Raw genomic sequence first — 13,581 nt, 5'->3', positions numbered from 1 at the left:
ACAAAAATCATTTACTATCCAAAAACCAATTATATGAATATCCTGAAATTCGGGGGCTCATCTGTTGCCTCTCCAGAAAATATAAAACTCGTCGCAAAAATTGTTCAGCAAAACGCCCAGTCAAATAATACTATAGTCGTATTTTCAGCTTTTGGAGGAGTTACCAATGAGCTCTTACAGATGGCTGAACTTGCCGCAAATGAAGATCCTACTTATAAAGATCTGCTCGAAAAAAATGAAAAAAGGCATCTCAATGCTGTAAAAGAACTTATCCCCGTAAAAGATCAAAGCGGCATTTTAAGTAGAGTAAAAAATGAATTTAATCGCCTGGAGACACTCTACGAAGGAATTTATCTTCTAAATGAGCTTTCGGATCGAACCCGGCACGTCATATCGGGATTTGGGGAGATCTTATCATCTGTAATTATTGCAGCATACTTCAGAAGTCTTGGCGACGAAGTCCAATTTGTAGATACCAGGGACCTGATCGTTTGCAAAAACCTCAATGAAAAAATTCAGGTGAATTATAAGAAGACGTATGAGAACATTACAAATTTCTTCGCACAAAATAAATCCAAACTGTTTGTCGCTCCCGGTTTTATAGCCCGAAATGAAGAAGGAGTACCCAGCACTTTAGGACGTGGCGGGTCTGACTTTACTGCAGCCATTTTTGCCGGCGCACTGGATGCAAAATCTCTCCTGGTGTACACAGATGTCGACGGTATGTATACAGCTAATCCTAAGATAGTTCCGCAGGCTTATTCTTTAAAAAATATTTCTTACGAGGAAGCCATGGAACTTTCAACTTTTGGTGCAAAAGTTTTATATCCTCCAACCCTTCAGCCTCTTTTGGAAAAACAAATCCAGATTAATATTAAGAACACCTTTAAACCCGAAGAAACCGGAACCGTGATATCCAAAGGAAGTAAAGAAAACTTTCGATGGGTGACCGGCATCACACATATTGATTCTATAAACTTAATCAATATTGAAGGGAGCGGGATGGTTGGAATTCCTGGATTTTCAAAACGTTGTTTTGAAGTGCTGTTCCAAGAAAACATCAATGTTGTTTTGATCACCCAGGCCTCTTCTGAGCACAGTATTTGTATTGCCGTAAAAAGAGATGAGGCACAGGCAGCAAAAAATGCACTTAATGAAGCTTTTGATCTTGATATTCAAAACCAAAGGATTAGGACAATTGAAATTGAAGATAATGTTGCTATAGTCGCACTTGTAGGCGACCGCATGAAAAGTCATCACGGCCTGAGTGGTAAAATGTTTAGCGCTTTGGGTAATAATAATATTAACATTAGAGCCATTGCACAAGGTTCTTCAGAGCGTAATATATCGGCGGTAATTGCTAAAAAAGATGTGACAAAAGCACTAAATGTATTACATGAACAATTTTTTGAAGTTCCTTCTAAAGAACTGAATTTATTTATCACCGGAGTTGGTAATGTTGGCAGTAAGCTGCTGAACCAATTAAAAAACCAGGAACAATATTTATTAGAAAAGCTCCGGCTCAAGGTGAGGATTATCGGTTTGTCAAACTCCCGAAAGATGGTTTTTGACGAGAACGGTCTGGACCTCGAGAACTGGAAAACTTCGATTGAAAATGGGGAAGAAGCGAGTAAAAAAGGCTTTTTAGAGAAGGTTAAAGAACTGAATCTTCGCAACAGCATCTTTGTTGATAACACAGCCAGTCCGGATATCTCATCTTTATACGACAAGTACCTGGCGAATTCCATTGCAGTAGTAACCTGTAACAAAATTGCGTGCTCACAAGAATTTACAGGATATTCAAAACTTCAGAATTTGTCGAGGGAGTATGGAGCCTCATTTTTATATGAGACAAATGTTGGAGCAGGGCTTCCCATTATTGACACGCTCAAGAACCTGGTAGCTTCCGGAGATCGCGTCACCAAAATCCAGGCAGTACTTTCCGGAAGTCTCAATTTTGTATTCAACAATTACGATGCGAGCGAACCTTTTTATAAAGTAGTTGAACAAGCCATGAAAGAAGGTTATACCGAACCCGATCCGAAGATTGACCTCAGCGGAGTTGATGTTGCCAGGAAAATATTAATCCTTTCCCGTGAAAGCGGATTGCAGATGGAACTTGAAGACATCAGTAATGAAAGTTTCCTCTCTAAAGAAAGTTTGGACACGGCCACAAACGAAGAATTTTTTGAGGTGCTTAAGAAGGATGAGCCAAAATTTAAAGAGATCTATGAAAGTGCTGCAAAAAATAATGCCCAGCTAAAATATGTTGCTCAACTAGAAAATGGTGTCGCCACTGTGGGACTGCAGGAAGTTGGACCCGAACATCCTTTCTATAATTTAAGCGGAAGTGACAACATCGTTCTTTTCTTTACAGATCGCTACAGCCAGCAGCCATTGATCGTAAAAGGAGCAGGTGCCGGTGCAGATGTAACTGCCTCCGGAATATTCGCCGATATCATTAGGATCGGAAAAAAATAAATCATGGAGGAGATAAAAATATTTGCTCCGGCAACTGTTGCAAACTTATCCTGCGGATTTGATGTTTTAGGCTGTTGCCTGGAATCTGTAGGTGATGAAATGCTGCTTCGGAAAAATTCTTCCGGAGAGATTAAGATCACCAAAATTACCGGACAGGATCTTCCAATGGAAACGGATAAAAACGTTGCAGGAGTGGCCGTTCGCGCGCTCCTGAAGGAATTGAAATCTGAACAGGGTTTTGATATGGAGATCTACAAGAAAATAAAATCGGGAAGCGGAATTGGCAGTAGTGCAGCAAGTTCGGCTGGAGCTGTTTTTGCTGCCAATAAACTCCTGGGCGAACCATTTTCTCCCCTCGAATTGCTTCCTTTTGCCATGCAAGGGGAACTATTGGCAAGTGGAAATGCACATGCAGATAATGTAGCGCCTGCACTTTTAGGTGGATTTAGTCTTATAAAAAGTTACCAGCCCCTGGAAGTTTTGTCTTTACCCAACCCTCCGGATCTTCGGATGGTCATTCTGCATCCTTTGATCGAAGTAAGAACAAAAGACTCCCGCTCCATTATCAAACAGAGTATAAGTCTTCAAAAAGCAATAAATCAATGGGGAAATTTAGGTGCACTCGTGAGCGCATTATATACCAATGACTACGATCTTCTCGGCAGAAGTCTTCAAGATGAAATTGTAGAACCTGTGCGCTCAATCTTAATCCCGTTTTTTGACGAACTGAAAAAAATTGCGCGGGAAAGCGGGGCACTGGGATTTGGCATATCGGGCTCGGGGCCTTCAGTTTTCGCACTGTGTAAAGGCGAAATTTCAGCAGAAAATGTAAGGCAATCTATTCAAAAGTTCTACCAGGAAAAAGAAATTGATTTTGATCTTCACCTCTCTAAAATAGGGAATGAAGGCGTAAAAGTTATCCAATGAAATATTTCAGTTTAAACGATAGAAGTCATACTTCAAATTTTGAAAATGCAGTTCTTAATGGTCTGGGGCCAGACAGAGGTCTCTATTTTCCTCAGGAAGTAAAGAAATTGCCAAAGCAGTTCTTTGAACAAATTTCTTCCCTGCTAAAAACGGAAATCGCAATGGAAGCCATTAGCCCCTATGTAGGAGATGAAATTCCACCGTCCGAGTTAGAAAAGATCATAAAACAAACCCTGGATTTCGAATTTCCAGTAAAAAAAATAGAAGAGAATTTAGCAGTTCTGGAGCTGTTCCATGGCCCTACTTTAGCATTTAAGGATGTGGGAGCAAGATTTATGGCGGGCACTCTAGGATACTTTATTAAAAAGGGTAATATTCCAAAAGTGACTGTTCTGGTAGCGACTTCCGGCGACACGGGAGGTGCCGTGGCCCGAGGATTTTTAGGAGTGGAAGGTATTGATGTGGTTATCCTGTATCCGAAAGGCAAAGTGAGTGAGATCCAGGAGAAACAACTTACAACGCTCGGACAAAATATCAAGGCATTAGAAGTGGATGGTTCGTTTGATGATTGTCAAACAATGGTAAAAACGGCATTTTTGGATCCTGAAATTACCCGGCAAAGGAAACTTACTTCTGCAAATTCTATCAATGTAGCGCGCTGGTTGCCGCAGATGTTTTACTACTTTCTTGCATACCAACAAGTGAAAAAGGAAGATCAAAAATTAGTATTTTCGGTACCCAGTGGCAACTTCGGAAATATTTGCGCCGGACTCCTGGCTAAAGAAATGGGTCTCCCGATTCACCATTTTGTAGCCGCTAATAATGAGAATGACGTGGTAACGCGTTTCCTGAAAACTCAGAAATATGAGCCGGCAACCAGCGTTCAAACCATTTCTAATGCTATGGATGTTGGTGATCCAAGCAATTTTATTCGGGTTTTAGAAATTTTCAGCAACAATTTTAGTGATCTTCAGAAGAGCTTATCATCTTATAGTTTCAGCGATGGACACACCAGAGAAGCTATAAAAGATGTGCATGATAAAACCGGGTATATTTTAGATCCACACGGTGCTGTAGGTTATTTAGGACTCAAAAAATTTCTGGAAAAGCATGACGACTATTTCGGAGTCTTTCTTGAAACAGCTCATCCAGTCAAATTTCTTGAAACAGTTGAAGCTGTCCTTAATAAAAAAATTCAGCTGCCGCCGGAAATCGAAAATTTAAATCAAAAAGAAAAAAGATCAATAGAGATAAGCAATTATGACCAGTTAAAGAGTTTCCTCAGGGATTAGCCGGAAACCGCAGAAGCACCTTTTATGGTATGGTGTCAAAAATGCTATTTTTACAACTTCTTTTAAAATAAAAATCCCGGATCAAACCGGGATTTTTATTAATAATATAATTGATATTAATCTTCCTTGTCCCGATTCAGGTAGAGATAAGCTCCCGCGAGTGCAGCTGCCACGACAGCCGATTTTAAGACAAAGTTCTTACGATTATATTTCCATTCGGACTTCAAACCTTTTTCTGCAAAAAAATTAGGGATATGACCTTTTTTAAGATCATCGATAATCCCTTCTACTTCTCCAATCCTATCTGCCAGCACCAAAGGCAGCCAGTGTCCATAACTGCTCTCACTATATTTAAAAGCTTCTCTTCTTATCATCCCACTTAATCCTGAGGGTGGAACTGAGGTGCCAAAAACGGCAGTAACATTTGGTCGTTCTATGGAATGAAGCACTTCTATATCTACAGGTTGTTGTTCAGGGCGGTCCCATGAATAGCCCTCAATCTCTTCGTCTGTTCTTCTCTTCATAGGATAAGTAGGGTCATTTGCAGGATCTGCATCGATTCCCCATCCTTTTATATGACTATGGTCGCCTCCCCTGTCATTTCTGAAAGTAGCAGGCCGTGTTTCGTCTGACATATCTTCTGTTTTTAATTCTTAAATATTTTTTACTGAGCTGAAGGTGGGATAAGCACAGGTTTGATACAATTGTCAAGCTTATTGGAGAAAATGTGATATCCTTCTGCAACTTCCTCCAAAGGAATTCTGTGAGTGATCATTTGTTTGGGATCAATAACTCCATTTTTAATGTGGTCGATCAATCTTGGTACCAGTCTTTTCACAGAACACTGGCTTGCCCTTATGGTAATTCCTTTGTTCAGCACATTGCCAATTGGCACCAATGCATCAATAGGACCATACACCCCTACAATAGAAACAATACCTCCTTTTTTGACAGCATTAATCGCCCAGTGAAGCGCCGTAGTACTTCCACCCTGTAACATTAATTTCCTTCCCAGTAGAGAATTCCAGGCATTTCCCGAAGCATCTGCTCCTACTGCGTCAATACAAACATCGGCTCCTAAAGAATCTGTAATCTTCTTGATAAATACGACAGGATCTTCCAGGGACTTAAAATTATACACTTCGCATTGAGCAAATTCCTTTACAAATTCCAATCGGTAATCGAGCTCATCAATAACGATCACCCTGCCCGCTCCAAAGAGCCAGGAGCATTTTGCAGCCATAATTCCAATAGGTCCGGCTCCAAAAACTACCACGGTATCACCTTTTTGAATACCACCCATTTCTGCAGCTTGGTAACCGGTGGGTACCACATCGGTAAGCAATACAGCGTCATCGAGATCCATCCAATCGGGAATTACTGTAGGGCCTACATCGGCATAAGGTACTCTGGCATATTCTGCCTGCCCGCCATTATATCCTCCTGCGGTGTGGGAATATCCAAATACCCCTCCCACAGCAGTTGCTTGTGGATTTGCCTCGTGGCATAGGGCATAGGCCTCTTGTTTACAAAAAGCACATTTACCACAGGCAATATTAAATGGAACAGATACCCTATCCCCTATTTTAAGATTTTGTACTGCCGATCCCAGCTCGACAACTTCTCCAATAAATTCATGTCCGAAGGTGCTGCCCACTCTTGTATCGGGCACAAGACCATTATACAGGTGAATGTCAGAGCCACATATACAGCTCCTTAGCACTCTTACAATTGCATCTTCAGGATGTTCTATTTCTGGAAAGGGACGATCTCGGTCGGCACGGACCCTACGGGGACCACGAAAATTCATTGCTAACATACTGGTAAGTTTTTCTTTTTTAAAGCACCAATAATTCAGAAAAATACTATACTATCCTGATTTACTGTTCATTAAAATTAAATAAAGCAATGGTCCGGCAAAAGTATTTAACTATACTTTATAGGCACATAGTTTATTTTTGGGATGCTGCTAACAAACAAGCAAAAATATCAGGACAAAAAAAAAAGCGGCAGTACTGCCGCTTCATAATATTCAGGAGATAAATTATCCCTGTAGCATTTGCTGAATTCTCTGTTGAAGTTGAGTATCAGATTGAAGTCTCATGGCAATTTGCTCATATCTTTCTAGGGAAAGTCCCTGTTCAGTGATCAAATTCTCCAGTTGTTCCTGAACTCCTGCCTGCATGCCTTCAAGTTCTCCTATAATCTTTTTATGAGCAGCTTTTTCTTCAGGAGTAGCCACTACCTCAACCTCAGGATTCACCGTAGCCTGGTGTAGTTCATTAAAGCGGGGAATTTCCATTCCTTCTTCCTGCACCATCTCCATCATCTTTTGTTGTGCCTGCTGTGTAACCACTTGTATGCCTTGTAGTGCTTTTACAAATTTCGTCAATTCAGCATCAGATATTTCAGTTTGTTGCTGTTGTTGCTGTGGCAGCTGTTGTGCAAATACGGCAGTACTACCTAACATCATAAAAGCCATTACAAGTCCTGCCAATTTGTTAATTCTTATCATAATTAAAATTTTATCGTTTGGCTATTGAAACCCAAGTACCGTGCCATCCCCACGAAATCAATTTAAATTTCCCTTATGGCTACAGCAAAGGACATATAAGTTTTACAATTATTTGTTTAACTTCTCACTCCAAAATAATAACATGAACATTCTGCAGGTAAGCGCGCCAAAATCCGGAAGCTTCTGGCTCAACACAATTCTCAGGAAAACTCTTGAACAAAAAGGAGATCATATCTCCTACTACATAAAGTCGAGACCAGAGTATGAACACCTTAAGAAAGAAAGCCTCAGCTTTAAAGATCAGGCGGGAACAGATATGCTGGACATTGAGGAAAACGGAGTATATTTTAGAGTAAGTTCCCTCCTGAAGGAACCGGTGCCGAATATATCTGCATATTCAAAAAAAGCCACTCTCGCCTGGACACACTCCACCTGGTGCAATAAAACTTCCGAAGTCTTCAGCTTTTTTGACAGGAAAGTATGCATCGTAAGGGATCCCCGTGATACAGCTCTTTCTGCCGCTAAATTCGCCTTTACGCCATATATGAAGCAGCATTATCCTTCTTCATATAACTCGGTTGAAGAATACTTCTCTGCGGAATATGAGCGTCTTCTGGAACAGTGGGTTTGGTTCTACGGAAATTACCTGCTTCACAAAAATGACCTGGATCTTCACTTCGTTTTCTATGAAAATTTGCTGAAGGATTTCCATAATGAATATAATTCCCTTCTTAAGAATCTGGGTATAAAACTTTCTACTGAAGAAAAAGAAAAAATAGCCGAGGAGGTGAGTTTTTCCAGCATGAAGGAAGACAGTCCGCGACATCTGAGTAAAGGAAAAAGTATGAAATGGGTGGATAAGTTTTCTTCGGAAGAAATTCATACAGCTTCAGAAAAAGCAGGAGCGCTAATGGACATTTTTGGATACCCGTTTACTCCTGAAGGTTTAGAAAAACAACCTCATGTCCCTAAGGAAATTCCTGAGCAACAACTTAAGAAAGTTCTGGAAAAAATTAAATGGCGAAAGCTACACTAAGGCTGCAACTTCTAAACTTTTCATAATTCTGTCACTCCGTATATTCATAAACGCAGTATCTAAGAGCATTTTTGTACCTTAATGTTTTAAAGCCTTTATTATGGAAACTAACGATCGTACAGAAAATAAAAAATCCACTCCCGTAGAGAATAAAAAAACTGATAAAAAATATCATGTCAATCAGTCAACCGAGGAAAAACAAGGTGGTAATCTCGGTTTGATCGCGATCATTGTGATCATTGCCATAGTGGTGCTGGGGCTGCTGTTCTTCTCAGATCTTTTTGCATAGGCTTCTCTAAAATGGCATTTTTGAAAGGTTTTATTTTTTGAAGCTTCATGGTTCTCCGGCACTTCTTATCTTAGGGGCTCAAAAATAAAGCTATGTCAAAAACATATTACGATCCCGCCGACCTTAAGAAATTCGGGAGTATATCTGAATGGGATGAGGAACTAGGCAGCAAGTTCTTTGAGTACTACAACAGTGTTTTCGAAGAAGGAGCCTTAACCGCCCGGGAAAAATCTTTAATAGCACTTGCAGTTTCCCACGTGGTACAGTGCCCTTATTGTATTGATGCCTACACAAAAGACGGACTCCAACGCGGAATAGAAAAAGAAGAAATGATGGAAGCCATCCACGTAGGTGCTGCAATAAAAGGTGGTGCCACTCTGGTCCACGGGGTCCAGATGATGAATAAGTACGACAAGTTGTCAATGTGAGCAGATCCCAGGAAGCCGGAACGGCTGACGTAGGAGTCGCTCATCCCGACAAAGGAGGGATCTCAGATCCAGGGAAGCCGGAACGGCTGACGTAGGAGTCGCTCATCCCGACAAAGGAAGGATCTCAGATCCAGGGAAGCCGGAACGGCTGAGGTGGATAGACTTATCCTCCACCAGACATGCCATCTCTGCGTTCCTATAACAACAATAATAAAATAACATGCCCACAAAATCTCTCTTATCCCGAAAAAACAACCTCTCCGACCCGGAGGAGCAGCTCAAATATCTTAGCAACGGGATTTTTGGGGATGGGGAATTACCGCTATTTAAGGATAAGATTGCCGGTGGGGGAGCATATCCTTTGAAGCCAAAAAAGCTTGAGATCCTGCAGCTCAATCTTGGTTATATGTGCAACCAGGTTTGTTCTCATTGCCACGTGGATGCCGGTCCCGACCGCAAGGAGATTATGACCCGGGAAACCATGCAGCTTTGCCTGGGAGTAATTAAAAAGTCGGGAGCACATACGCTGGACCTTACCGGTGGCGCACCAGAGATGAACCCCGATTTTAGATGGTTTGTAGAGGAAGCTTCCAAAGCCGGAATTAAGGACTTTATTGTTCGTTCCAACCTCACAATTATTGTAGCTAATAAGAAATATTACGACCTGCCACAGTTCTTTAAAAAACACAATGTACATGTGGTTTCTTCTCTTCCGTTTTATAAAAAGGAGAAAACAGACAGACAGCGCGGCAGCGGAGTCTTCGATAAATCCATTGAAGCTTTAAAGATGCTCAATGCTGTAGGGTACGGTCGGGAAGGCAGCGGACTCAAACTCGACCTGGTCTATAATCCCGCCGGGGCATTTTTACCGGCAAATCAGCAGGCTTTGGAACGGGATTTTAAGAGTGCTTTAAAAGAGGATTTCGATATTGACTTCAATGAACTATTTTGTATTACCAATCTTCCAATTAGCCGCTTTCTGGAGTATTTAATCGCATCTGAAAATTATGAGGACTACATGACCGGATTAGTGGAGGCATTTAATCCTGCAGCGGTGCAGAATGTGATGTGCACCAACACAATTTCTGTAAGTTGGGACGGCTGGTTATATGATTGCGACTTTAACCAGATGCTGGGATTAAAAGTGGAGTCCAGGGTACAGCATTTGAAGGATTTTGAACCTGAACTGCTTCAGGACAGAGAGATACGTGTTTCACAACATTGCTACGGCTGCACAGCAGGTGCAGGGAGCAGCTGCCAGGGAAGTGTAACTTAATATGAAGAAAAATCAACTTGACAAAAGCAAAGATCTACTACTTATTTTTACCAGAAATCCTGAACTCGGAAAGGTAAAAAAACGACTTGCAGTTGGAATTGGCGACGAAGCAGCGTTGAAGATCTATAAGTATTTACTGCAGCATACGGCTGAAATTACAAGGAACCTTCAGGTAACGAAATGGGTTTGCTATTCGGAAGAAATTCCGGAGGAAGATATCTGGGAAACAGAGAATTTCAGCAAAAAACTTCAGCAGGGAAGAGATCTGGGAGAACGTATGGAGAAAGCCTTTTCCGAAGCATTTAAGGCAGGCTATCACAAGTTGGTAATTATCGGAAGTGATTTATATGATCTTTCAGAAGAAGATTTAAAAATGGCATTTTTTACACTTAATGATTCCGATTATGTTATAGGACCGGCACAGGATGGAGGATATTATCTTCTGGGAATGACTAAACATACCCCCAAATTATTTATAAATAAGGAATGGAGCACAGAAAAAGTACTGGATCTAACCCTGCAAGACCTGTCGCATGAAAAGCTAAAACTGTTGCCAGTGCGCAATGATATTGATACTTTTGAAGATATGAGATCCCATTCGGAACTAATGAAATTAATTAAATAAGATAGATTATGAAGAAGATGAGAATGTTGAGTTTTTTAGTTGTGGTAACTTTAATGTTTGCCTGTAACGACGAAAAAAAGGAAGTAAGAGGTACTACCGTGATGACCGAGGCGGAAGAAGTACCGGTTCAAACAGAGGTGCATGACCCTGTAAAAGCCGATACTATAGAGGTTGGCAATGTCACTAAATCTAAAGAGGAATGGAAAGAGATCCTGACTCCAGAAGAATTTCACATTTTACGCGAGGCAGGGACAGAGCCCGCATTTCGAAACGCTTACTATGATAATAAAAAAGAAGGAGTGTATTATTGCGGTGCCTGTGGTATACCATTATACAGTTCTAATACTAAATTTGATTCGGGTACTGGCTGGCCAAGTTTTTATGCTCCAATAGATCCTAAACTTGTAGAACGCAAGATGGATAACCGCTATGGCATGGAGCGCGTGGAAGTTGTCTGCGCTCAATGTGATTCTCACCTGGGACATATCTTTCCTTACGAAGGAGTGCCTACAGAGGAGCGGCATTGTCTAAATTCCCTGGCCCTGGACTTCAAACAAATGGATATTTAAAACAAAAAAGTAAATGCTAAAGTCGTTACAAGATACTACTGAATTCCTTGAAGCAAGAGGCTTCGACAAATCTGAAATTGGGATCATCCTTGGTACCGGACTCGGGAAACTTATTGATGAACTGGAAGTCATTGCCGAAGTAAGCTACAACCACATCCCCGGCTTCCCCACTGCCACTGTAGAATTTCATAAGGGAAAGCTCATTTTTGGAAAACTTGAGAATAAAAAAGTGGTGGTAATGCAAGGGCGCTTTCATATTTATGAAGGCTATTCCCTGTGGGATGTGACATTTCCTGTGAGGGTTATGAAACGTCTGGGAATTAAAAAACTTCTTATTTCCAATGCTGCAGGTTCTTTAAACCCTGAATTTAAAAAGGGAGAGATCATGCTTATAGATGATCACATCAATCTGCAGGGCGGTTCTCCCCTGGCCTTTAGAGGTGTGGAGCAGCTTGGAACAAGGTTTACCGACATGAGCGCACCCTACGATCAACAAAGCGGCCGAATCCTACAGGAGATCGCAAAAGAACACGGTTTTCCCCTTCACAAAGGCGTGTACGTATCTGTAGTTGGACCCCAATTGGAAACAAGAGCAGAATACCGCTTTTTACGCACTATAGGTGCCGATGCGGTTGGGATGAGTACAGTACCTGAAGTAATTGTGGCTAATCACCTTAAAATTCCGATTGCTGCAGTCTCTGTCCTTACAGATGAAGGTAATCCAGATGATCTGCAACCGGTAAATATTCAGGATATTATTGAAACTGCCGGTAAAGCTGAACCCCAAATGATCACTCTTTTTCGAGAACTTATCAAACGTATTGAACTAAAACCTGCGGAATAATGTCAGCCCCTGAACATGTGGTGATTATTGGTAACGGGATCGCAGGGATCACAGCCGCACGACATATTCGACGGATTTCTGATAAGAAAATCACCGTGATCTCTGCGGAAAGTGATTATTTCTTTTCACGTACCGCGCTGATGTATGTGTACATGGGTCACATGAATTGGGAACACCTCAAGCCTTATGAAGACTGGTTTTGGGAGGAGAATCGCATTGAATTAAAAAATGCTTTTGTCGATAAAATAGAATCCGCTTCAAAAATGCTCTTTTTGAGAGGTGAGGAAAAGATGTCTTACGACAAGCTAGTTCTGGCTACCGGATCTGTGTCCAGTTTCCTTGGAATAAAGGGCGAAGATCTCCAGGGCGTACAGGGACTGGTTACAAAACAGGACCTGGAACTTCTGGAAAAGAATACGATGAACTGCAAAAGCGCTGTAATTGTCGGCGGCGGACTTATAGGAGTAGAACTTGCTGAAATGCTGCATACCAGAAATATTTCTGTGACTATGCTCATCAGGGAAAAAGCGTTTTGGCAGAACGTGCTACCATTGGAAGATGCGCAATTGATTTCCCGGCACATCGAGAGCCACAGTATCATGTTAAAGCACGAAACAGAATTAAAAGAGATCCATGGCACCAAGGAAAGAGTAAGTTCCATAGAAACTAATTCGGGAGAAGAGATCAACTGTAATCTCCTTGGAATTTCTGTGGGTGTAACACCGAATATTGATTTTTTGGAAGGTTCAGGAATTGAAACTGACCAGGGAATTCTGGTAGATGAATACCTGCAAACCAACATTCCGGAGGTCTATGCCATTGGAGACTGCGCACAGAGAAGAACTTCCATTAAAGGACGGAAGGACATTGAAGCCGTTTGGTACACCGCCCGGATGATGGGGGAAACTGTGGCGCAGACCATCTGCGGAAAACCCTTCAAATTCAATCCCGGCCACTGGTTCAACAGCGCCAAGTTTTTTGATATTGAATTTCAGACTTACGGTTACGTAAGTGCAAATCCTGGAGAAAATGAGAAGCACCTCCACTGGGAAAATATCAATGGAACAAAGGCTATAACAATAGCTTATCATCCAGAGACTTTCAGGTTTTTTGGGATCAATACATTTGGAATAAGAATGCAACACGAAGTCTTTGATCGGTGGCTAACCGAGGAACGGGATCTGGAATATGTTTTAAAAAACCTTTGCCAGGCGAACTTTGATCCCGAATTTTACGCTCGCCACGAAAAGGAGATTTTTAGTAGTTTTAAGCAGAATATGATGCACAGCCAGACCTAAC

General features: G+C 41.4%; 14 protein-coding genes. 11 read left to right on the top strand and 3 right to left on the bottom strand.

All coding sequences use genetic code 11. The features are described from left to right. Nucleotides 1–33 precede the first annotated feature (33 nt). From thrA to thrC, 3 genes are read left to right on the top strand one after another with little or no spacing between them, the layout of a single operon-like run. Nucleotides 34–2,481, top strand: coding sequence for a bifunctional aspartate kinase/homoserine dehydrogenase I (gene thrA / locus H148_RS0107095; RefSeq protein ID WP_029034185.1), 2,448 nt, complete (start codon nucleotides 34–36; stop codon nucleotides 2,479–2,481). A gap of 3 nt (nucleotides 2,482–2,484) precedes the next feature. Next, complete coding sequence (locus H148_RS0107090) at nucleotides 2,485–3,408, top strand: homoserine kinase (RefSeq protein WP_029034184.1); 924 nt, start codon at nucleotides 2,485–2,487, stop codon at nucleotides 3,406–3,408. After that, entirely contained in the window at nucleotides 3,405–4,700 is a 1,296-nt protein-coding gene (thrC, locus tag H148_RS0107085) for a threonine synthase (protein ID WP_029034183.1), read from the top strand. The genes H148_RS0107090 and thrC overlap by 4 nt, the downstream gene beginning before the upstream one ends. A gap of 116 nt (nucleotides 4,701–4,816) precedes the next feature. On the opposite strand, the gene H148_RS0107080 is transcribed toward thrC, so the two are convergent. The 3 genes from H148_RS0107080 to H148_RS0107070 all read right to left on the bottom strand — a co-directional run bounded on the left by H148_RS0107080 (nucleotide 4,817) and on the right by H148_RS0107070 (nucleotide 7,215). Beyond that, nucleotides 4,817–5,335 carry a hypothetical protein gene (locus tag H148_RS0107080; RefSeq protein WP_029034182.1) on the bottom strand — a complete coding sequence of 173 codons (519 nt, stop codon included), beginning with the start codon at nucleotides 5,333–5,335 and terminating at the stop codon, nucleotides 4,817–4,819. Between the two features lie 29 nt (nucleotides 5,336–5,364). Next, the gene (locus H148_RS0107075; RefSeq protein WP_029034181.1) at nucleotides 5,365–6,519 is read right to left on the bottom strand and encodes a zinc-dependent alcohol dehydrogenase; all 1,155 of its coding nucleotides are present in this window, start codon (nucleotides 6,517–6,519) and stop codon (nucleotides 5,365–5,367) included. 225 nt (nucleotides 6,520–6,744) lie between these two features. After that, entirely contained in the window at nucleotides 6,745–7,215 is a 471-nt protein-coding gene (locus H148_RS0107070; protein ID WP_029034180.1) for a DUF4168 domain-containing protein, read from the bottom strand. Between the two features lie 142 nt (nucleotides 7,216–7,357). Between H148_RS0107070 and H148_RS0107065 the strand changes: the two genes are divergently transcribed. From H148_RS0107065 to H148_RS0107030, 8 genes are all read left to right on the top strand, one after another. Further along, entirely contained in the window at nucleotides 7,358–8,251 is an 894-nt protein-coding gene (locus H148_RS0107065; protein WP_029034179.1) for a sulfotransferase domain-containing protein, read from the top strand. A 100-nt stretch (nucleotides 8,252–8,351) separates the two neighbouring features. Next, a complete protein-coding gene (locus tag H148_RS0107060; RefSeq protein WP_029034178.1) occupies nucleotides 8,352–8,540 on the top strand; it encodes a hypothetical protein in 189 nt (62 codons plus the stop codon). Between the two features lie 92 nt (nucleotides 8,541–8,632). Next, nucleotides 8,633–8,968, top strand: coding sequence for an arsenosugar biosynthesis-associated peroxidase-like protein (locus H148_RS0107055; protein WP_029034177.1), 336 nt, complete (start codon nucleotides 8,633–8,635; stop codon nucleotides 8,966–8,968). 220 nt (nucleotides 8,969–9,188) lie between these two features. Beyond that, nucleotides 9,189–10,244 carry an arsenosugar biosynthesis radical SAM (seleno)protein ArsS gene (gene arsS, locus H148_RS0107050; protein ID WP_029034176.1) on the top strand — a complete coding sequence of 352 codons (1,056 nt, stop codon included), beginning with the start codon at nucleotides 9,189–9,191 and terminating at the stop codon, nucleotides 10,242–10,244. Nucleotide 10,245: 1 nt separating this feature from the next. Then, nucleotides 10,246–10,869: a TIGR04282 family arsenosugar biosynthesis glycosyltransferase gene (locus H148_RS17405; RefSeq protein WP_037324731.1), complete on the top strand. Its 624-nt coding sequence runs from the start codon at nucleotides 10,246–10,248 to the stop codon at nucleotides 10,867–10,869. Between the two features lie 8 nt (nucleotides 10,870–10,877). Continuing rightward, nucleotides 10,878–11,438 carry a peptide-methionine (R)-S-oxide reductase MsrB gene (gene msrB / locus H148_RS0107040; protein WP_211222979.1) on the top strand — a complete coding sequence of 187 codons (561 nt, stop codon included), beginning with the start codon at nucleotides 10,878–10,880 and terminating at the stop codon, nucleotides 11,436–11,438. 13 nt (nucleotides 11,439–11,451) lie between these two features. After that, entirely contained in the window at nucleotides 11,452–12,282 is an 831-nt protein-coding gene (locus tag H148_RS0107035) for a purine-nucleoside phosphorylase (RefSeq protein WP_029034174.1), read from the top strand. Next, on the top strand, nucleotides 12,282–13,580 hold the full coding sequence (locus H148_RS0107030) for an NAD(P)/FAD-dependent oxidoreductase (protein ID WP_037324727.1): 1,299 nt from the start codon (nucleotides 12,282–12,284) through the stop codon (nucleotides 13,578–13,580). Before H148_RS0107035 ends, H148_RS0107030 begins: the two co-directional genes overlap by 1 nt. Nucleotide 13,581 lies beyond the last annotated feature (1 nt).

This window comes from Salinimicrobium terrae DSM 17865 (genome assembly GCF_000424665.1).
Lineage (GTDB): Bacteria > Bacteroidota > Bacteroidia > Flavobacteriales > Flavobacteriaceae > Salinimicrobium > Salinimicrobium terrae.
The sequence above is the reverse complement of the archived record's forward strand: the minus strand, read 5'-3'. Positions and strand labels throughout refer to the sequence as shown.

Bases quoted from the DNA above. Each gene is read 5' to 3' on its own strand.
- H148_RS0107090 (WP_029034184.1), top strand. From the start codon at position 2,485: ATGGAGGAGATAAAAATATTTGCTCCGGCAACTGTTGCAAACTTATCC.
- H148_RS17405 (WP_037324731.1), top strand. From the start codon at position 10,246: ATGAAGAAAAATCAACTTGACAAAAGCAAAGATCTACTACTTATTTTT.
- H148_RS0107070 (WP_029034180.1), bottom strand. From the start codon at position 7,215: ATGATAAGAATTAACAAATTGGCAGGACTTGTAATGGCTTTTATGATG.
- H148_RS0107035 (WP_029034174.1), top strand. From the start codon at position 11,452: ATGCTAAAGTCGTTACAAGATACTACTGAATTCCTTGAAGCAAGAGGC.
- thrA (WP_029034185.1), top strand. From the start codon at position 34: ATGAATATCCTGAAATTCGGGGGCTCATCTGTTGCCTCTCCAGAAAAT.
- thrC (WP_029034183.1), top strand. From the start codon at position 3,405: ATGAAATATTTCAGTTTAAACGATAGAAGTCATACTTCAAATTTTGAA.
- H148_RS0107060 (WP_029034178.1), top strand. From the start codon at position 8,352: ATGGAAACTAACGATCGTACAGAAAATAAAAAATCCACTCCCGTAGAG.
- H148_RS0107080 (WP_029034182.1), bottom strand. From the start codon at position 5,335: ATGTCAGACGAAACACGGCCTGCTACTTTCAGAAATGACAGGGGAGGC.
- H148_RS0107075 (WP_029034181.1), bottom strand. From the start codon at position 6,519: ATGTTAGCAATGAATTTTCGTGGTCCCCGTAGGGTCCGTGCCGACCGA.
- arsS (WP_029034176.1), top strand. From the start codon at position 9,189: ATGCCCACAAAATCTCTCTTATCCCGAAAAAACAACCTCTCCGACCCG.
- H148_RS0107055 (WP_029034177.1), top strand. From the start codon at position 8,633: ATGTCAAAAACATATTACGATCCCGCCGACCTTAAGAAATTCGGGAGT.
- H148_RS0107065 (WP_029034179.1), top strand. From the start codon at position 7,358: ATGAACATTCTGCAGGTAAGCGCGCCAAAATCCGGAAGCTTCTGGCTC.
- H148_RS0107030 (WP_037324727.1), top strand. From the start codon at position 12,282: ATGTCAGCCCCTGAACATGTGGTGATTATTGGTAACGGGATCGCAGGG.
- msrB (WP_211222979.1), top strand. From the start codon at position 10,878: ATGAAGAAGATGAGAATGTTGAGTTTTTTAGTTGTGGTAACTTTAATG.